Raw genomic sequence first — 16,864 nt, 5'->3', positions numbered from 1 at the left:
GCTCAGTGCTCCGAAACGTCGATGTCGACGTCCATGGACAGGCCGACGCGCAGGGGGTGATCGGCCAGTTCCTTGGGGTCGAGCGCGATGCGGACGGGCAGGCGCTGCACCACCTTGATCCAGTTGCCGGTGGCATTCTGCGCCGGGATCAGCGCGAAGGCGGAGCCGGTGCCGCCGGCCAAGCCGATGACCTTGCCGTGATAGTCCACGCTGCCGCCATAGATGTCGGCGCTCAGCGTGGCCGGCTGGCCCACGCGGACCTTCTTCAGCTGGCCTTCCTTGAAGTTCGCATCGACATACATCGAGGCGGAGGGGACGACCATCATCACCGCCGTACCGGGCGCCACGCGCTGGCCCACCTGCACGTTGCGCTGGGCGACGATGCCGCTCATCGGCGCGCGGATCACGGTGCGGCTCAGGTCCAGCTTGGCCGCGTCATAGCGGGCGCGGGCGGAGGCGACGTCCGGATTCTCTTCGGTCGGGCCCTCGGTCAGCGCTTCGTTGGCGGCCAGACGCTGCAGCGCGGCCTTCTTGTTGGCGAGCGCCTGATTGATGGCCGCGCCCGAGACGAGCAAACGGGCCTGGGCGGTGGCGAAGGCGTTGCGTGCGGTCGTCAGTTCGTCGCCCGAGACGGCGCCCGCCCCGGCCAGCTTCTCGCGGCGGGAGAGATCGGTCTGGGCCTTGGCGAAATCTGCCTGCGCGGAAACGCGCTCGGCGCGGGCGCGCTCGATATCGGCGTCGCGCGCCGTCACTTCGGCGGAGAGCGAGCTGCCGGTCGAGCGGGTCTGCGTCAGCTGGCGGCGCGTCTGGGCGAGATCGGCGGCGGCGCGATCGGCGGCGATGCGCGCATCGGCCGGATCGATCACGAGAAGAATGTCGCCGCGATGGACGAACTGCGTGTTCGACACGCGCACTTCGGCCACCTGGCCCGCGACCAGCGGCGTGATCTGCGCGGAATCGACGCCGACATAGGCGTTGTCGGTCGAGACGTGACGCACGCCGATCAGGAAATGATAGAGGAGCAGGATCACGGCGATCACGCCGACGACGATGCCGAGAATGGTCAGCAGGCGCTTGCGCTTGGCCTTCTGCTCGGCCGGATCGGGCTGGCTCTGCTCCGGCTTCGCGGGCGCGGCGGGCTTGGACGCTTCTTCCTGCCGCTTCACTTCGGGCGGAATTTCGGACGCGTCGATCTTGGGATTATCTTCGGCCATCAGCCTTTTCCTTGTTCGCTGGCGAAGCCGCCGCCGAGCGAGCGGATCAATGCAATGTCGATCGTGTAGGCGCGTGCCTGAAGATCCGCGACGCGGCGACGGGCCGCGACCACGGCATCCTCGGCGGTGAGCACCGACAGATAGGTGGAGAGCCCGCCTTCATAGCGCAGACGGGCGATCTTGTAGGCGGTCTCGCTGCGGGCGAGCGCGGTGCGCGCATCCGTATCCTCGCGCTGCAGGCCGGCGCGGTTGCTCACCGCATCGGCCACTTCGCGCAGCGCCGTCAGCAAGGTGCGATCATAATCGGCGACGGCCGCGTCATAATCGCCCCGCTGCGAGCGATAATCGCCCGCGCGCTGGCCGGAATCGAATACCGGCAGCGACACGGCCGGGGCCGCGTTGCCATAATAGCTGTTCTGCTTGAGCAGGTTCGACAGGCCGAGCGACTGGAAGCCGATCAGCGCCGAGATGCTCACGTCCGGATAGAAGGCCGCCTTGGCCGCCTTCACCCGCTGGTTCGACGCTTCCACGCGTAGCCGGGCGGCGACGACATCGGGGCGACGGCCGACCAGATCGATGCCGATATTGGCGGGCAAAGCCGCCATGCCGAGCCCGGCCAGTTGCGGCCGCGCGATCGTCAGGCCGCGATCCGGCCCGGCGCCGACGAGCGCCGCGATCTGATGGCGGACCAGCTCGATCGACGTGTCCAACACGGCGATGTCGGCGCGGGTTGCGGGCACCTGCGAATCGGCCTGCGCGCGCTCGCCCTCGGTATCGAGACCGTTGGCGACGCGATCGGCGACCAGCTTCGCGCTGTCCGTGCGGATGCGCGAGGCCTGCTCCGTCACGTCGCGCTCGGCATAGAGGCGATAGAGATCGGCATAGGCGCTGGCGATCGAGGCGGCGAGCGTGAGCCGCGCGGCCGTCGCGTCGATCCGCACCGCGTCGCGCTCGTCCAGAGCGGCGCGGCGGGTGGCGCGGTTGCGGCCGAACAGGTCGAGATCCCAGCCGAGCCCCAGCGACAGATCCCCGGTCGAATTCCAGCCCTTGGGCACAAATTCGGCGGGGATGCCGTTATTGTAGCTCTGCTTGGTGCCGCCGGCGCGGCCATTGGCCGTCAGGTTCGGCCCGAGCGCGGCACCGGCCGCCTGGGCCATGCCCTCGGCGCGGGCGACACGCGCGGCCGCCGTCGCGATGTCCGGCGATCCCGCCAGACCTTCGCGGATCAGCGCATCCAGTTGCGGATCGCCATAGGCCTGCCACCAGCCCTCGCCCGGCCACTGGCCGGTCGAGGCGGGGACCGCCTGTGCGCTGGCGAGCGAACCGGCCGAGCGCGGCTGGGGCGCAGGCCCGACATTGGGAACGCACGCCGCAAGCAGCGGCGTCGTGGCGAGGAGGGCGGCAGCGGCACGCCAGGGGGAGAGTTGTGATACCATAGAGTACGGTTTTGGCGCCTGCTCCCGGTCGGGCGGGTTGTCAACAAGAAAGTGTACTATATAGTATTGTTATGAGCGAGCCGATTGCCAGGACCAAACGCGACGAACGGAAGGAGTGCCGTCGCGAAGCCATTATCGAGATCGCCAAACGTGCGTTCCTCGAACATGGGTTCGCGGCAACGTCCATGTCCCGGATAGCGGCGCAATGCGGCGGCTCCAAGACGACCCTGTGGAGTCATTTCCCCTCGAAGGAGGATCTGTTTCAGGCGTTCGTCGACAAGCTCGTCGGCGATTTCGCGGGCGCATTGGATGAGGCGCTGCTGATCGGCGGCGGCACGGAGGCGGCGCTCCGACGCTTCGGCCGCGTTTTCGTCGCCAAGATATTGTCGCCCGAGTCGCTCGGCTTGAAGCGCCTGCTCGCGGCCGAGGGGCATCGCTTTCCGGAGATGACTCGGGTCTTCTATGAAAGCGGCCCCAAGCGGACGCGCGCCCGGCTGGCCATCTATATCGCCAGCGAAATGGCGGCCGGACATTTGCGGCAGGGGGATTCGGAGGTTGCGGCGCGGCAGTTTTTGTCCTTGTGCCAGGCGGGCTGCTTCTCCGACATGATCTGGCATCGCGCGGGTGGACCGAGTTCCACCCCGGAAGCGGATGTGGATCTGGCGGTGGAGGGCTTCCTGCGAATTTGGGGCACGACCGAATGACATTGCCGCCGCTGGTTCCTGCCGGCGACACCGATACGCTGATCTGGGGCATGACCACACGGGAGAGACTGCGCCGCATCGCCGCGGCGCAGGGCTTCGCGCTGGCCGAAAGCGCCGGGGGAGGCGAGGCGCTGATCGTCGATCTCGCGTATGTGTTCGATCCTCTGTGGCTGAAATATGCGGCCGCGCGGCCCGGCACGGCGATTACGCGCGATGGCGTGCCGGTGATCGCGCACGTCACGCCGGGCCGCCCCGATCCCGCCCGGCTGGAGGCGATCCCGCAGGAGACGACCGAGGTCGAGAATCAGACGCTCCGCAAGCGCGAGCGTCCCTTCATGGAGCGGCTCACCCCCGCCACGGTCGGCCTGATCGAGCGGGCGAGCTATTGGGGCGCCTACAAGGGCGTCACCGATATCCTCACCAAATATATGTGGCCCGAATGGGCGTTCCACATGACGCGCATCGCCGCGCGCTTCGGGATCACGCCCAATCAGGTGACCACGATCAGCGCGGTCTTCTGCGTGATCGCCACCTGGTGCTTCTTCACCGGCGATTACTGGCCCGGCCTCGCCGCCGGCCTGTTCATGATGATCCTCGATACGGTCGACGGAAAGCTCGCGCGCTGCACGATCACCTCGTCCGCCTGGGGCAATGTGTTCGATCATGGCATGGATCTCGTCCATCCGCCCTTCTGGTGGTATGGCTGGGGCGTCGGGCTGATCGCCTATGGCCGCCCGCTATCGGAGACGGATTTCTGGCTGAGCATGGTGGCGATCATGGGCGGCTATGTGATCCAGCGGCTGATCGAGGGCGCGTTCATCGCTCTGTTCGGCATCCACATCCATGTTTGGCGTCGCTTCGACAGCTGGTTCCGCCTGATCACCGCGCGGCGCAATCCGAACATGGTGATCCTCACCGCCCTGCTCGCCATCGGCCGGCCCGACTGGGGGCTGCTGGCGGTGGCGTGGTGGACAGTGATCTCGCTCGTCGTCCATCTCGTGCAGCTGGCGCAGGCCATGTTTGATCGCGCGCGTGGGCGCCCGGTGAAGAGCTGGCTCGAATGAGCGAGGCGAGCTGGACCGCGATCCTGCTCGCCGGTCAGCGGCCCGGCATCGATCCTCTCGCCCATGCGCTCGGCGAAAGCCGCAAGGCCAAGGTGAAGGTGGGCGGCGAGGCGATGCTGAGCCGCGTCGCGAAGACGCTGCTGGCGGCCCCGGCCATCGGCCGCGTGGTCGTGATGGCGCAGACGCCCGAATTCCTGTTCGACGGCGATTGCGCGTGGATGGCGGAGGAGCCGCGCATCGGCACGGTCCATTCGGACAGCGGCATCGCCACCAGCGTCGCCGCCGTGGCGGGTACGGCCGCCGCGCCCTGGCCGGTGCTGGTGACGACCGCCGATCATCCCCTGCTCACCGTGCCGATGATCGAGGCGATGATCGCGGGTGCCGGCGATGCGGATGTCGCGGTCGGCGTGGTCGGTCGGCGTACGCTTCTGGCCGCCTATCCCGACAATCGCCGCACCTGGCTGAAATTCGCGGGCGAGGCCTGGTCGGGCGCCAATCTGTTCGCGCTGCAATCGGATCGCGCGCAGGTGGCGCTGAAACTCTGGAGCGAGGTGGAGCGCGATCGCAAGAAGGCGATCAAGCTGATCTCCCATTTCGGCCCCTGGCTGGCCGTGCGCGCGATCACGCGCACGATCACGCTGGATGCGGCGATGCTGGCCGTGGGCCGCAAGTTCGGCATGACGGCCAGGCCCGTGGCTCTGCCCTTCGCGGAAGCCGGGATCGACGTGGACAAGGTCAGCGATCACGAACTGGCCGAGGCGATCCTCGCCGCACGCGAGGTGCACTGACCGGATCACCTCTGCGAGCGACGCATCCTTTCCCGACGCGGGAATCCGGAGTGCGTCGCCTCGCTCGCAAGGGCGGGCAAGATGTCGTTCGCCCGCGTAGCTCAGATCGGCGCCTTGTCGGCACCCTTGGCGGAAAGGCGGCGCCCGTAATGGTGCCAGGCGAAGATGGCGAGTGCGCCGCGATGCGGGCTCCAGGGGCCGGACAGGCTCCGCACCAGCTTCTCGGCCGGGCGCGCGTCATGGCCCAGCAGGTGGCCGATCTCGATCTGCACGGCGAGGTCGCCCGCCGGCCACACGTCCGGCCGACCCTCCGCGAACAGCAGATAGATTTCCGCCGACCAGCGGCCGATGCCCTTGATCCGGGTCAGCTGCGCGATCGCCTCCTCGTCATCCTCGGGCAGGTGCGCCAGATCCAGCTCGCCGTTCGCGATCAACTCGGCGAGGCTCTTCACGTAGGAGATCTTCTGGCGCGACAGGCCCACCGCGCGCATCGATTCGTCCGGCGTGGCGACGATCACAGCCACGTCCATCGTCGGCCCGATCAGCGCCTCCAGCCGCCCGTAAATGGCATTGGCCGAAGCGGTCGACACCTGCTGGCCCACGATCGTCCGCAGCAAGGCGACATGGCCGCGCACGCCGGTGCGGGGGGCGGGATAGCCGTGCAAGGCGAGCCCCGCCGCGAAGGCGGGTTCCACCTTCGCCAGCGCATCCAGCCCGCGCCGCAGGTCGCCTTCGCTCAGTCCCATCCCGCGCCCCTGCTTGCATCATGTTAGTCCGCGCCATAGGAGCGCCCGCATCCTACCTAGTCCGGAGCCCGCAAATGCCCAAGCTGATCGTCACCCTGCGCGATGGAAGCACGCAGGAGATCGAGGGCGAGGACGGCCTGTCGGTGATGGAGGTCATCCGCGACGCCGGGATCGACGAACTGCTCGCTCTGTGCGGCGGCTGCTGCTCCTGCGCCACCTGCCACATCCATGTCGATCCGGCCTTCGCCGATCGCCTGCCGCCGATGAGCGAGGATGAGAGCGATCTGCTCGACAGCTCCGACACGCGCGACGAAACCTCGCGCCTGTCCTGCCAGGTGCCCTTCAGCGCGGCGGTGGACGGTCTGGCGATCCGGATCGCCGAAGAGGATTGAGGAAGGGGTGGGGTTTGGCCCGCAGGCTCAAGCCCCCCTTTATTTCGAAACGCCCAGGATCCGTTCGTTCTGAGCGAAGTCGAAGAACGTGCCGCAAGCGCCGCGCGTGAAGCCCGTGCTTCGACTTCGCCCAGCACGAACGGATAAAGGGAGAATGGTCGAAGGTTAGCCCCGCGTCGCCAGCGCGTAGAGCGCGATGGCGGCGGCGTTCGAGATGTTGAGGCTTTCCACGCGCGGGCTGATCGGCAGCCGCGCGAGTTCGTCGCAATGCGCCTCGGTATTCTGGCGCATGCCCTCGCCCTCGGCGCCCAGCACCACGGCCACGCGCGCCGTGCCGATCGCGTCGTTGAAGGTGCGCTTGCCGGCGCCCGTCAGCCCGATCCGCCAGAAGCCCGCCTCGCCAATCTCGTCGAGCGCGCGGGCGAGGTTCACCACGCGCACCCACGGCACGAATTCCAGCGCGCCCGAGGCGGCCTTGGCCAACGCGCCGCCTTCCGGCGGGGCGTGGCGGTCCTGCGTGACGATGCCCAGCGCATCGAAGGCGGCGGCCGAGCGCAGCACCGCGCCGACATTGTGCGGATCGGTCACCTGATCCAGCACGATCAGCGGGCGCTGGTTGCTCTCGCCGCGCTCCAGCAGGTCGGCCAGCCAGATGTCGTCGAGCGGATCCACCTCGATCACGATGCCCTGGTGCGGCGCATCGCCGGGAACCAGCCGCGCGAGATCGGTCACTTCGGCGAAGCTCGTCGGGATATGGTCGGGAAATCCGCCGAAGGCCGCCGCCGCTTCACGCGTCACCCAGATGCGGCGAATCGTCCGCTCGGGATTGGCGAGAGCGGAAGCGACGGCATGACGGCCCCAGAAACGGGGCTTGCCGGAAACGGGCTGGGAGGGGCGATGACCACGGCGCATGCGGGGTCGATTAGCGCCTCCGCGTGACAAGCGCGAGCCCCGCTCGTCGCGACGGAAAATAGCGACGGGTGGATGCATGGCGGGCCGAACGACCCCGGAAGACATGCGGATGGGTGTGGGCGTAACGTCTCCCAACGCGCCCGCGCACTGCAAAGTTATGCCCTTAAATCCCGCTTAACCATCTTCGCCGCATTAGGATGAGGCAGGGTTCGGGTTTGCCGACACGGCAAAACGCAACCTCACGAAGAGGCGCTGTCGTGCGGATACGTGAAGGACTATGATGTCGCTACAAAGCCGGGTTCCGTCGGTGCTCGATCGCGAAGGCGAGACGGTCGCGCGTTCGCGCCCGGTTCCAGCGCTCTCCCCCGAGGCGACCACGCCATCGGCGACCCTTGATCCGCAGGATTGGGGCGCGGTGCGGCGACAGGGCCATCGCATGCTCGACGACATGTTCGATCATCTGGAGGGGCTGGCCCAGCAGCCGGTGTGGCAGTGCGCTCCCGATCATATTCGTGCGGCGATGCGCGCGCCATTGCCGATCGAGCCGGTCGATCTGGCAGAGGTCCATGCCGGCTTCCGCGAGACGATTCTGCCGTATGGCAGCGGCAATATCCATCCGGGCTTCATGGGCTGGGTGCAGGGCGGAGGCACGCCGGTGGGCATGCTCGCGGAAATGCTGGCGGGCGGCCTCAACGCCAATCTGGGCGGTCGCGACCATATGCCGATCGCCGTCGAGCAGCAGATCGTTGCTTGGATGCGCGAGATATTCGGCTTCCCCTCCACCGCCGACGGCCTCTTTCTGACGGGCACCTCGCAGGCCAATTTCGTCGCGCTGCTGATCGCACGCACGCGGGTCTGCGGGAGCGGTGTGCGGACAGGGGGCGTGCGGGCTGGCGACAAGCTGGTCGCCTATGCCTCCGAGGGCGTGCATGGCTGCGTGCCGCGCGCTATGGAAATGGCCGGTATCGGCAGCGACAATCTCCGGCGGGTGCTGACCAACGAGCGGGGCCAGATCGATCTCGCGGCGCTGCGTCGCCAGATCGTTCGTGACGAGGCGGACGGTTTTCGGCCCTTCCTCATCGTCGGTACGGCCGGCACGGTGAACGTTGGGGCCGTGGACGATCTGGCAGGTCTCGCGCGCATTGCGGCCGAGCATCGGATCCATTTTCATATAGATGGCGCGCTCGGCGCGCTCGGCATTCTTTCCGACGAACTCGCGCCGCTCTTCGATGGGATCGAACTGTGCGACAGCCTCGCCTTCGATTTCCATAAATGGGGGCAGGTGCCTTACGACGCCGGCTTCCTGCTGGTGCGCGACGGCGCATGGCAGCGCGAAACGTTTGCGTCGCCCGCCGCCTATCTGACGCGCGCCAAAACAGGGCTTGCGGCTGGCGAATGGTGGCCTTGCGATACCGGGCCCGATCTCTCGCGTGGTTTCCGGGCGCTCAAGACGTGGTTCACGCTCAAGACCTACGGCGTGCGCGCGCTGGGCCATGCCATGGCCGCGAGCTGTCGTCTCGCCCGCTCTCTGGCCGAGCGGATCGCGCATGAGCCGGATCTGGTGCTGCTCGCGCCGGTGGAACTGAACATCGTTTGCTTCGGCTATGCATCGCGCGACGCTTTGGATGACGGGGCGATCAACGCGCGGATCGTCGAGCGGCTTCACGCCATTGGGGAGGTTGCGCCTTCGCTGACGACGATCGGCGGCAAGCCCGCGATCCGCGCCGCCTTCGTCAATCACCGCACGACCGAGGCGGATGTGGACCGGCTGGTCGAGTCTGTGCTGGCCGCCGGCGGCGACCTTTTATCCCGCGCCTGAGGAGCTTGATTTTGCAAGACGCGATTCCCGCAATCGACGCACGGAGCGAGATCCTTGGGCTGCACCGCGTGCTGCCGATGGCATTCAACGAGATCGATGTGTCCGGACACTTGCAGGCGCTGGCCGACCGCATCGTCGTCGACGCGCGCGACGCTGCGGCGATGATGGACATGTCGATGCTGCTGCAAGCTCACAGCTTCGCCGATCAGGCACGCTCTCTGCTCGACGAGGCCACACGCATACAAAAGGATTTCTGCATCGTGCATGGCGACGGCAGCGGCATTCGCCTGCTGGCCTTCGTCACGCCCGGTGACTTCATGGCCAATACGCCGCTGGATTTCCTGCTCAACGGATCGAACGCCGTCCTGTGGCTCCATTTCGTCGATGGCGATACGGCCGATCTCCGCAATCTGCCGGCCCATGACGTCGCCTTCTTCGCGATCGGCGAGGCCAATCACCATGGTCCCGTTCTGACGCGCATGGCGGAGCTGCTGGCCGGTTGGGACGGACCGATCATGAACAATGATCCGACGCTAATTGCCGGCCTGACGCGCGACGGTGTGAGCGCGCTGCTGGACGACGAACCCTCGATCCTCGTGCCCGCCAATCGCCGCTTCCCGCGCGATGCGCTTGCGGCCGTGGCGGCGGGCGCTGACGCTATGCAGGTGCTGGGAAGCGCTTTTCCGCTCATCGTGCGGCCGATCGGCACGCATGCGGGCCATGGCATGGACAAGCTGGACGATGAGGCCGCCATCGCGCGTTACCTGGACGGCGAGGGCTCCACGCATTTCTATGCCGCGCCGTTCATCGATTATCGGGGGGCGGAGGGCTGGTTCAGCAAGCAGCGCATCGTGTTGATCGATGGCAAGCCCTATCCCAGCCACCTGGCACTCTCGGACCACTGGATGGTCCATTATCTCAATGCCGGGATGATGGAGAACGCGCGCAAGCGGGCCATAGAAGCGGACTGGATGGAGAGATTCGACGACGATTTTGCCGTTCGCCATCGCGCCGCATTCGAGGCGCTCTATCGCCGCATCGGGCTCGATTATTTCGGGATCGATTGCGCGGAACTTCCTGACGGCCGCCTGCTGGTGTTCGAACTCGACGTCGCGATGGTCGTCCACGATATGGATGACGTCACCGTCTTTCCTTACAAGAAGCCGGCGATGCAGGCGCTGTTCGACGGCTTCGTCGCGGCAGCCGAAGCCAGGCGTTTGCCGGTCCTGGAGTACGCCGCCTGATCCCGATCGTAGATGCATCGGATGGCCGATCGGCTGCGAAATCAGTGGGCGGACCTCCGCGCCGGATTGATCATTCTCCGCCAAGAATGAGGCTGGGTGGGGCCTGCCGTATCGAATCATCTCGACGATGCTGAACATGCGCGGCGGCGCGAGAGCGTGGCTCGCCAGAGGTGGCATCGTGCCCGCAATGGGGAAGGATGGTGGACAGGGCTGGATTCGAACCAGCGTACGCTTGCACGGGCAGATTTACAGTCTGCTGCCTTTAACCACTCGGCCACCTGTCCAGAGGCGTCCCGTAGGGAGGCGGCTCATTGGCGAAGCGGTCGCGGCGCGTCAACCCCGTGTCGGCTGCATCTTTGAAACATATCGACGCACGTTGACGAAGGTGCGCTCCCGATGGCAGGGGAGCGCACACGGTGCGGGTATAGCTCAATGGTAGAGCGGTAGCCTTCCAAGCTTCATACGCGGGTTCGATTCCCGCTACCCGCTCCATTCCCGTCCCTTCGAATCGCGTTTCCTCATGCCGGCCGCAGCCGATAGGTGGCGAGCAGCCCGTGCATGTCGGCCGAGCCCTTTTCGGTCAGCGAGACGACGAAGATGCGCCCGTCGCTGGGATGCGGCGTGCGCCGCACCAGATCCTGCGATTCGAGCACTCCGATCCAGCGCAGCGCCGTCGTCGTCGGCACGGCGGCGGCGCGGCACAGACGCGAGATGGAGCTGCGTCGCCCCTCCTCCTCGGCCACGACCAGATAGAGCAGCATGTCCCAGGCCGGGTCCGCGAACAGCTGATCGGGCAGCATGGTCTCGCGCTTGCGCCGGAAGGCCAGGATCTCGCGGGCGATGCGGCCCGGCCTCCGGGGGGCGCCGTCGTCGTTTTCGCCGTGGGCGCGCGGCTCGATCCCGCGGTCAGTCTGTTCCGGGCCGGACGTGGTGAAGGCGGCGGAGGGCCGTTCCGATCGCGCCGTCACGGGCGCGCCGCCATAATGAAGCGGCCGCGCGGCCGATGGTCCGTTCCGCCGGGCCGGGCGCGGTCCGCAGCCTGTGGCGCAGCACCCCGGTCGCCAGCACCGCGAGTTGCGGATAGATCCAGAGCTGGATCGTGTTCTTGTAATAGCCCGGTATGTCCGTCACGCGGAGCAGCATGGCGAGGTGCGACAGCACCACGATCGCCTGCATCGCGGCGAGCCAGCCCGGCCAGTAGCGATCGGCGCGCAGCATCAGCCAGACCAAAGCCACCAGCGTGAGGCCGTCCGCCACCGCGACGCCGATCTCCGGCGCGTGATAGCGTTGCGCCGAATGCCGGATCAGCGCCCAGGTGAGGACCATGCCGGCGAGAAGGATGGACGCCGCCCAGCGCTCGGGCTTGCCGCCCCGCCGCAGCGCATAGGCGCAGACGAGCAGGAAGGTGCAAAGCGCGAGCACTGAGCGGAGCAGCGGAGACATGAACCTGATCGACCACGAGGCCGACCGTCCGGTCAAGGATCGATCGGCCCACGATCAGGCAGCCTTGAGCGCGCCCGAGGTCAGATATTCCTGACACACGTCCCCCACGCTTACCACCGGCAGGCCCAGTTGCTGGCCCATTTCGGCCATCTGGCGGTGAATATTCAGGCTCTCGGCGCGGAAGGCGAGCGCCTCGGTGACGAGGCGGCCGGCGCGGGCCAGCGTATCCTGATCCTGCATCGGGCTGAGCGAGCGGGCTTCGCTCGCGTCGACGAGGATCGTGATCAGGTGGGCGGACTTGCGCAGCGTGGCGGTGCTGGCCGATTCCACGTCGCGGATGGCGCGGGCGACGGCGATGTCGGTGGCGATGAACGAGGACATGGCTTCTCCTTCGCGGCGAAGCTGTCGCCGCGTCATCTAGGGTTGATGGATCGTCAAATCAGTGCCTGCCGTAGACCCACAGCAGGGCGACCGTCGCCGCGAGCAGCAGGACGGTCCGGACGAGCAGCATGCTGATGCGCTCGTAAGTGTCGTGTTGGTTGCGTCTCCCCTGTTCGGGGGACGGCTCCGGCCAATCCCGTACGGAAGTGACGAAGGCGACATTCTCCTTGGGAAGGGTGTCGACTATCGAGTCCGGCTGCCGCGCCCCCTGGTTGCTGACGACCTGAGGAGGCAGGAATTCGCCCATTTTGGAAAGGGTTTGCGGCTCATTAGTGAGCCGATCATCAGAGGATTCCAGGTGTCGGCGCAGGGCGTGCGCGGCGGCCCAGCGGTCGCTGATGCCGATCTTGGTCTTGGCGGTCTGCACCTGATTGTTGACCGTCGCGGGCGAGATATTCAGCGCGCGCGCGATCTCCTTCGTTTCCATTCCCTCCGCGACGAGATGCATGATCTCGACTTCTCGGGGGCTCAGCCCCAGCGGTTTCGGTGACTTCATGCTGAACAGAATGGCAATGCATTGTTTCGAAAAACAAGCGCGGACAGTGGATTATCGAAAAGCGCGGTTTTCAGGGCACGATCGCGGCGTGCGGGCGAACCCCCGCACGCGATCCGGCCGGATCGCGTGCGGATCGGGCGTTAGAAGCTCATGTCCTGATAGATTCGCGACAGGTCTCCTGACCATTCGCCCTCGTAGAGATCCAGCAGCCGACGCGCCGGTTCCTTGCCCGAGGCGACGATCTCGCGCAGCGGATCGAGGAAGCCCGTCTCATTGTCGCCGGAGGCGTTGAGGCGTCCGCGCGCGGCGAGCCCGGCATGGGCGATGTCGAGGATTCGCCGACCCAGTTCCTGGAAGGTGCGCCCGCGCGGACCCTTCGTCGCGAGGCCGAGCCTGGGCACCTGTTCGCGGATGCGATTGTGATCCTCGATCGTCCAGTGCTTCACCTCGTCCCACGCGGCATCCAGCGCCTGATCGTCGTAGAGCAGGCCGACCCAGAAGGCCGGGAGCGCGCAGATTGTGTTCCACGGGCCGCCATCGGCGCCGCGCATTTCGAGGAAGCTCTTCAGGCGCACTTCGGGGAAGGCGGTGGAGAGATGGTCCTTCCAATCCTCGATCCGCGGCGTCTCGCCCGGCAGGACGGAGAGCTTGCCATCGAGGAAATCGTGAAACGAAAGGCCGGCCGCGTCGATATAGCCGCCGTTGCGGAACACGAAGTACATCGGCACGTCGAGCATGTAATCGGCGTAACGCTCGTAGCCGAAGCCGTCCTCGAACACGAAGGGCAGCATGCCGGTGCGGTGCGGATCGGTGTCCGTCCAGATGTGGCTGCGATAGGAGAGGAAGCCATTGGGCTTGCCCTCGGTGAAGGGTGAATTGGCGAAGAGCGCGGTGGCGAGCGGCTGCAGCGCCAGGCTCACGCGGAATTTCTTCACCATGTCCGCCTCGCTCGCATAATCGAGGTTGGTCTGGATGGTGCAGGTGCGCAGCATCATGTCGAGGCCGAGCTGGCCGACGCGCGGCATGTGGCGCAGCATGATGTCGTAGCGACCCTTGGGCATGATCGGCAGCTCGGCGCGGGTCTTGTCCGGCCAGAAGCCAAGGCCGAGGAAGCCGATCCCCAGCTTCTCGCCGATCTCCTTCACCTGGGCGAGATGGCGGCCCGTCTCCGCGCAGGTCTCGTGCAGGTTGTCGAGCGGCGCGCCCGACAGCTCGAATTGGCCGGCGGGCTCCAGACTGATCGCGCCGTCCGGGCCGGAGAGGGCGATGATATTCTCGCCCTCATAGACCGGCTCCCAGCCGAACTTGGTCATGCCGATCAGCAAGGCGTGGATGCCGCCCTTCTCGGCATAGGAAGGCGCGCGGTGGGTGGCGTCGTTCCAGTAGACGAATTTCTCATGCTCGGTGCCGATCCGCCAGTCGGCCTTGGGCTTCTCGCCCCTGGCGAACACGCCGATCAGATCGGCGCGCCCTTCGATGAGAGGGTCATGGCCCGTGTCGGCTGCGCGCGTCGTCATGGCTCGCGCAGATAGCGACGCCGGGGTCGTTCCGCTAGCGGCTTGCGGAGGGAGTGATCATTGGCCGGGCGCGAGGCCGCTCGCTTGGTAGATCGTTTCGGCGGTCGACGGCGTTACGGCGATGATCTCGGCCAGCGCGCGCTTCTTGTCGGCGGCGCGGCTGTAATAGGCCTTGGCGATGCGATAGCCGACCCAATAGGCAAGGTCGCCGGGATGAGCGGGGTCGCCGGGGCCGTTATAGAGCCAGTCGCTCGTGTCGGTCTTGGACCGCTCGGCGGCGAAGCGGGCGAGGATTTCGGCTTCGTGGCCCTTCGTCCAACGCCGGAGGTGCTGATAGGAAACGCCGCCCGACGTCAGTTCGCCGACGAACTCCGCGCCGCCCTCGATCATCGCGACGAACAGGAGCGGGACGTCGGGCGATTCCACCGCCGCTCCGGGCTGCTGAACGTGCGCATATTCATGCGCGATCACGTGGACGAAGCGGCTTTCGATATCGGGCTCCAGATAATCCGCCGAACAGAGCATTTCGAGACCAATGAGGACGCCGGTCGGGCTGGTAGTGCCACCGGTGCTGTTTCGGCCGATCAGGATCGTGATCGGTGGGAACGTGGCGGGCGGATACCGTTTCGCCAATCGCTCAAGCGCGGCCGAGAGGCGCTGGCGAACGCGGGGCAGAACGGGCGCGCAGGAACGGGCGCGTTCGTAGACGGCGGGTTTCCTGGCGATGGCCTTCTCGATCGTCTCACCGCTCAGGGCGCGGAGCCTGGCGAAATCGTGGAGGCCGGGCGAGCCGTCGTCGACATAGGCCTGGAGATCGGCGACACCGGGATGGCCTTGGGCGGCCCCGTAGATGCGGAAGAAGCGATCGACGTCGGTCGTGACGATCGTTGGGCTGGGAGCGGCTGCCAGCGCGAGCCCGGCGAGCAGCGGGATCATCGCCAGTCGCCATAAAGCGTCATCCAGGCCGCCAGCGCGGCGGCGGCGGCCGTCTCGGCGCGCAGGATGCGGGGGCCGAGCGAGATGGGAACGGCCTTGGGATGCGCGCGGATGCGGGCGCGCTCCTCGTCGGTGAAGCCACCTTCGGGGCCGATCAGGATCGCGGCGGCGCCGGGCGCGACGCTGGCGATCGGCTGGCCGCCGGCCTCATCCGCGAACAGCAAAGCGCGATCTTCGGGCCAGTTCGCCAGTACCGCCGTAAGCTTTTCCTGATCCGCCAGCTCCGGCAGTGCGGTGCGGTCGCATTGCTCGGCCGCCTCGATCATGTGCGCGCGCAACCGTTCGGGATTCGGCTTGTCGACGATCGAGCGCTGGGTGAGCACCGGCTGGAGTCGCGCGGCACCCAGTTCGGTCGCCTTCTCGATCAGATAATGCAGCCGATCTTTCTTCAGCGGCGCGAACAGCAGCCAGATATCGGGCACGGCCTCGCGCTCGCGCAGCTTGGCCGTAATGCGCAGCCTCACGCTGCGTCGCCCTGCGTCGTTCGTTTCGGCCAGCCATTCGCCGGTGCGATCGTCGAACAGGCGGACCGGGTCGCCCGCTTTCAGCCGCATCACATTGGCGAGATAATTGGCCTGCGCGCCGTCGAGCGTCAGCAGTGCGCCGTCGGAGAGCGGCTGGTCGAGGAACAGGCGGGGCGTGCTGGCGGGTGGCCAGGCGGGGGTGGCAGGCATATTGCCGTCTGTAGCTTTGGCGGCCATGGGCGAGAAGTATGCCCGATATGATCGTTCCCGACAGCGAGGGCCGCGGCCTGCTCGCCCGCCTGCCCGGACGGGCGCGCGATCTGATCCAGCTCGCCCGGCTCGATCGGCCGATCGGCGCGTGGCTGCTCTTCTGGCCCGGCGCCTGGGCGATCGCGCTGGCGGGGCAGGCGGTGGCGCGCTGGGATCTGATCCTGTGGTTCGCGCTGGGTGCGGTCGCGATGCGCGGGGCGGGCTGCGTCTATAACGACATCGTCGATCGCGATCTGGACAAGCGCGTGGCGCGCACGGCGGCGCGGCCTCTGGCGAGCGGGCGACTGTCGCTGAAGCTGGCCTGGGGCTGGCTGCTCGCGCTCTCGCTGGTCGGGCTGATCGTGCTGCTCCAGCTGGAGCGGACAGCGCAGATCGCGGCGCTCGCCAGCATCGCGCCGGTCGCGGCCTATCCCTTCATGAAGCGGATCACCTGGTGGCCGCAGGCGTGGCTGGGAATCGTCTTTTCGTGGGCGGCTCTGGTCGGCTGGCCGGCGGTGACGGGATCGATCGATGCGCCGTTGCTGTGGCTCTATGGCGGATCGATCGCGTGGGTGATCGGCTACGACACGATCTACGCGCTGCAGGATATCGAGGATGATGCGCTGGCCGGCGTGAAGAGTTCGGCGCGGGCGCTCGGCGCGCATGCGCGTGGCGGGGTGACGGGCTTTTATGCGGTGGCGCTCGCCTGCTGGGCGATGGCGTTGTGGCGGGTCCGGCCCGAGCCGCTCGCCTTGGTCGGGCTGCTGCCGATGGCCGCGCATCTGCTGTGGCAGGTGGCCGGGCTTCGCAAGGAAGACCCGGCCGACGCGCTCGCCCGCTTCCGATCGAATCGGTTCGCGGGTCTGCTGATGTTTCTCGCCTGTCTGGTAGTGGGTACGACTTCGCTTTGATCCCGTCGCACTCCTGCGAAAGCAGGAG

General features: G+C 67.1%; 18 protein-coding genes and 2 tRNA genes. 8 read left to right on the top strand and 12 right to left on the bottom strand.

Annotated features, from left to right (window positions below; translation table 11 throughout):
• Positions 1 to 2: 2 nt before the first annotated feature.
• Positions 3 to 1,214: an HlyD family efflux transporter periplasmic adaptor subunit gene (locus tag HL653_RS01850; protein ID WP_171742996.1), complete on the bottom strand. Its 1,212-nt coding sequence runs from the start codon at positions 1,212 to 1,214 to the stop codon at positions 3 to 5.
• Positions 1,214 to 2,650, bottom strand: a complete 1,437-nt coding sequence (locus HL653_RS01845) for an efflux transporter outer membrane subunit (protein ID WP_171742995.1) — start codon at positions 2,648 to 2,650, stop codon at positions 1,214 to 1,216. The genes HL653_RS01850 and HL653_RS01845 overlap by 1 nt, the downstream gene beginning before the upstream one ends.
• A gap of 11 nt (positions 2,651 to 2,661) precedes the next feature.
• Between HL653_RS01845 and HL653_RS01840 the strand changes: the two genes are divergently transcribed.
• The 3 genes from HL653_RS01840 to HL653_RS01830 are packed head-to-tail and all read left to right on the top strand — an operon-like array spanning position 2,662 to position 5,206.
• Complete coding sequence (locus HL653_RS01840) at positions 2,662 to 3,354, top strand: TetR/AcrR family transcriptional regulator (protein WP_171742994.1); 693 nt, start codon at positions 2,662 to 2,664, stop codon at positions 3,352 to 3,354.
• Positions 3,351 to 4,418, top strand: coding sequence for a CDP-alcohol phosphatidyltransferase family protein (locus HL653_RS01835; RefSeq protein WP_171742993.1), 1,068 nt, complete (start codon positions 3,351 to 3,353; stop codon positions 4,416 to 4,418). The genes HL653_RS01840 and HL653_RS01835 overlap by 4 nt, the downstream gene beginning before the upstream one ends.
• A complete protein-coding gene (locus tag HL653_RS01830; RefSeq protein ID WP_171742992.1) occupies positions 4,415 to 5,206 on the top strand; it encodes an NTP transferase domain-containing protein in 792 nt (263 codons plus the stop codon). Before HL653_RS01835 ends, HL653_RS01830 begins: the two co-directional genes overlap by 4 nt.
• A gap of 101 nt (positions 5,207 to 5,307) precedes the next feature.
• On the opposite strand, the gene HL653_RS01825 is transcribed toward HL653_RS01830, so the two are convergent.
• Positions 5,308 to 5,952: a DNA-3-methyladenine glycosylase gene (locus HL653_RS01825; RefSeq protein WP_171742991.1), complete on the bottom strand. Its 645-nt coding sequence runs from the start codon at positions 5,950 to 5,952 to the stop codon at positions 5,308 to 5,310.
• Between the two features lie 74 nt (positions 5,953 to 6,026).
• Here HL653_RS01825 and HL653_RS01820 point away from each other — a divergent pair, with 74 nt between their 5' ends.
• On the top strand, positions 6,027 to 6,344 hold the full coding sequence (locus HL653_RS01820) for a 2Fe-2S iron-sulfur cluster-binding protein (RefSeq protein WP_171742990.1): 318 nt from the start codon (positions 6,027 to 6,029) through the stop codon (positions 6,342 to 6,344).
• A 165-nt stretch (positions 6,345 to 6,509) separates the two neighbouring features.
• Here the strand turns inward: HL653_RS01820 and HL653_RS01815 are convergent, their stop codons facing one another.
• On the bottom strand, positions 6,510 to 7,256 hold the full coding sequence (locus HL653_RS01815) for an RNA methyltransferase (protein WP_171742989.1): 747 nt from the start codon (positions 7,254 to 7,256) through the stop codon (positions 6,510 to 6,512).
• Positions 7,257 to 7,563: 307 nt separating this feature from the next.
• Here HL653_RS01815 and HL653_RS01810 point away from each other — a divergent pair, with 307 nt between their 5' ends.
• Together HL653_RS01810 and HL653_RS01805 are read left to right on the top strand one after the other, a co-directional pair.
• Entirely contained in the window at positions 7,564 to 9,075 is a 1,512-nt protein-coding gene (locus HL653_RS01810) for a pyridoxal-dependent decarboxylase (RefSeq protein WP_253717457.1), read from the top strand.
• A gap of 11 nt (positions 9,076 to 9,086) precedes the next feature.
• Positions 9,087 to 10,319: a RimK family alpha-L-glutamate ligase gene (locus HL653_RS01805; RefSeq protein ID WP_253717452.1), complete on the top strand. Its 1,233-nt coding sequence runs from the start codon at positions 9,087 to 9,089 to the stop codon at positions 10,317 to 10,319.
• 198 nt (positions 10,320 to 10,517) lie between these two features.
• Here the strand turns inward: HL653_RS01805 and HL653_RS01800 are convergent.
• Positions 10,518 to 10,603, bottom strand: a tRNA-Tyr gene (locus tag HL653_RS01800).
• A 134-nt stretch (positions 10,604 to 10,737) separates the two neighbouring features.
• Between HL653_RS01800 and HL653_RS01795 the strand changes: the two genes are divergently transcribed.
• Positions 10,738 to 10,811: transfer RNA gene (locus HL653_RS01795), tRNA-Gly, on the top strand.
• Positions 10,812 to 10,837: 26 nt separating this feature from the next.
• On the opposite strand, the gene HL653_RS01790 is transcribed toward HL653_RS01795, so the two are convergent.
• The 7 genes from HL653_RS01790 to HL653_RS01760 all read right to left on the bottom strand — a co-directional run bounded on the left by HL653_RS01790 (position 10,838) and on the right by HL653_RS01760 (position 15,886).
• On the bottom strand, positions 10,838 to 11,119 hold the full coding sequence (locus HL653_RS01790; RefSeq protein ID WP_171742988.1) for a winged helix DNA-binding protein: 282 nt from the start codon (positions 11,117 to 11,119) through the stop codon (positions 10,838 to 10,840).
• 106 nt (positions 11,120 to 11,225) lie between these two features.
• The gene (locus HL653_RS01785) at positions 11,226 to 11,762 is read right to left on the bottom strand and encodes a hypothetical protein (protein ID WP_171742987.1); all 537 of its coding nucleotides are present in this window, start codon (positions 11,760 to 11,762) and stop codon (positions 11,226 to 11,228) included.
• 54 nt (positions 11,763 to 11,816) lie between these two features.
• The gene (locus HL653_RS01780; protein WP_171742986.1) at positions 11,817 to 12,143 is read right to left on the bottom strand and encodes a hypothetical protein; all 327 of its coding nucleotides are present in this window, start codon (positions 12,141 to 12,143) and stop codon (positions 11,817 to 11,819) included.
• Positions 12,144 to 12,201: 58 nt separating this feature from the next.
• On the bottom strand, positions 12,202 to 12,651 hold the full coding sequence (locus HL653_RS01775; protein WP_171742985.1) for a response regulator transcription factor: 450 nt from the start codon (positions 12,649 to 12,651) through the stop codon (positions 12,202 to 12,204).
• A 188-nt stretch (positions 12,652 to 12,839) separates the two neighbouring features.
• Positions 12,840 to 14,216, bottom strand: a complete 1,377-nt coding sequence (locus tag HL653_RS01770; RefSeq protein WP_171742984.1) for a glutamate--cysteine ligase — start codon at positions 14,214 to 14,216, stop codon at positions 12,840 to 12,842.
• Positions 14,217 to 14,273: 57 nt separating this feature from the next.
• Positions 14,274 to 15,152, bottom strand: a complete 879-nt coding sequence (locus HL653_RS01765; protein WP_171742983.1) for a DUF2268 domain-containing putative Zn-dependent protease — start codon at positions 15,150 to 15,152, stop codon at positions 14,274 to 14,276.
• On the bottom strand, positions 15,149 to 15,886 hold the full coding sequence (locus tag HL653_RS01760; RefSeq protein ID WP_171742982.1) for a 16S rRNA (uracil(1498)-N(3))-methyltransferase: 738 nt from the start codon (positions 15,884 to 15,886) through the stop codon (positions 15,149 to 15,151). The genes HL653_RS01765 and HL653_RS01760 overlap by 4 nt, the downstream gene beginning before the upstream one ends.
• Before the next feature lie 38 nt (positions 15,887 to 15,924).
• On the opposite strand from HL653_RS01760, the gene ubiA reads away from it, so the two are divergent.
• Entirely contained in the window at positions 15,925 to 16,836 is a 912-nt protein-coding gene (gene ubiA / locus HL653_RS01755) for a 4-hydroxybenzoate octaprenyltransferase (protein ID WP_171742981.1), read from the top strand.
• Positions 16,837 to 16,864 lie beyond the last annotated feature (28 nt).

The organism is Sphingomonas sp. AP4-R1 (assembly GCF_013113735.1).
Classification (GTDB): Bacteria; Pseudomonadota; Alphaproteobacteria; order Sphingomonadales; family Sphingomonadaceae; genus Sphingomonas_I.
Note: the sequence above shows the minus strand (reverse complement) of the source record. Positions and strands in the feature narration are given on the sequence as shown.

Bases quoted from the DNA above. Each gene is read 5' to 3' on its own strand.
- HL653_RS01780 (WP_171742986.1), bottom strand. From the start codon at position 12,143: ATGTCCTCGTTCATCGCCACCGACATCGCCGTCGCCCGCGCCATCCGC.
- HL653_RS01815 (WP_171742989.1), bottom strand. From the start codon at position 7,256: ATGCGCCGTGGTCATCGCCCCTCCCAGCCCGTTTCCGGCAAGCCCCGT.
- HL653_RS01785 (WP_171742987.1), bottom strand. From the start codon at position 11,762: ATGTCTCCGCTGCTCCGCTCAGTGCTCGCGCTTTGCACCTTCCTGCTC.
- HL653_RS01770 (WP_171742984.1), bottom strand. From the start codon at position 14,216: ATGACGACGCGCGCAGCCGACACGGGCCATGACCCTCTCATCGAAGGG.
- HL653_RS01765 (WP_171742983.1), bottom strand. From the start codon at position 15,152: ATGATCCCGCTGCTCGCCGGGCTCGCGCTGGCAGCCGCTCCCAGCCCA.
- HL653_RS01845 (WP_171742995.1), bottom strand. From the start codon at position 2,650: ATGGTATCACAACTCTCCCCCTGGCGTGCCGCTGCCGCCCTCCTCGCC.
- ubiA (WP_171742981.1), top strand. From the start codon at position 15,925: ATGCCCGATATGATCGTTCCCGACAGCGAGGGCCGCGGCCTGCTCGCC.
- HL653_RS01825 (WP_171742991.1), bottom strand. From the start codon at position 5,952: ATGGGACTGAGCGAAGGCGACCTGCGGCGCGGGCTGGATGCGCTGGCG.
- HL653_RS01830 (WP_171742992.1), top strand. From the start codon at position 4,415: ATGAGCGAGGCGAGCTGGACCGCGATCCTGCTCGCCGGTCAGCGGCCC.
- HL653_RS01820 (WP_171742990.1), top strand. From the start codon at position 6,027: ATGCCCAAGCTGATCGTCACCCTGCGCGATGGAAGCACGCAGGAGATC.
- HL653_RS01835 (WP_171742993.1), top strand. From the start codon at position 3,351: ATGACATTGCCGCCGCTGGTTCCTGCCGGCGACACCGATACGCTGATC.
- HL653_RS01790 (WP_171742988.1), bottom strand. From the start codon at position 11,119: ATGCTGCCCGATCAGCTGTTCGCGGACCCGGCCTGGGACATGCTGCTC.
- HL653_RS01775 (WP_171742985.1), bottom strand. From the start codon at position 12,651: ATGCATCTCGTCGCGGAGGGAATGGAAACGAAGGAGATCGCGCGCGCG.
- HL653_RS01760 (WP_171742982.1), bottom strand. From the start codon at position 15,886: ATGCCTGCCACCCCCGCCTGGCCACCCGCCAGCACGCCCCGCCTGTTC.
- HL653_RS01850 (WP_171742996.1), bottom strand. From the start codon at position 1,214: ATGGCCGAAGATAATCCCAAGATCGACGCGTCCGAAATTCCGCCCGAA.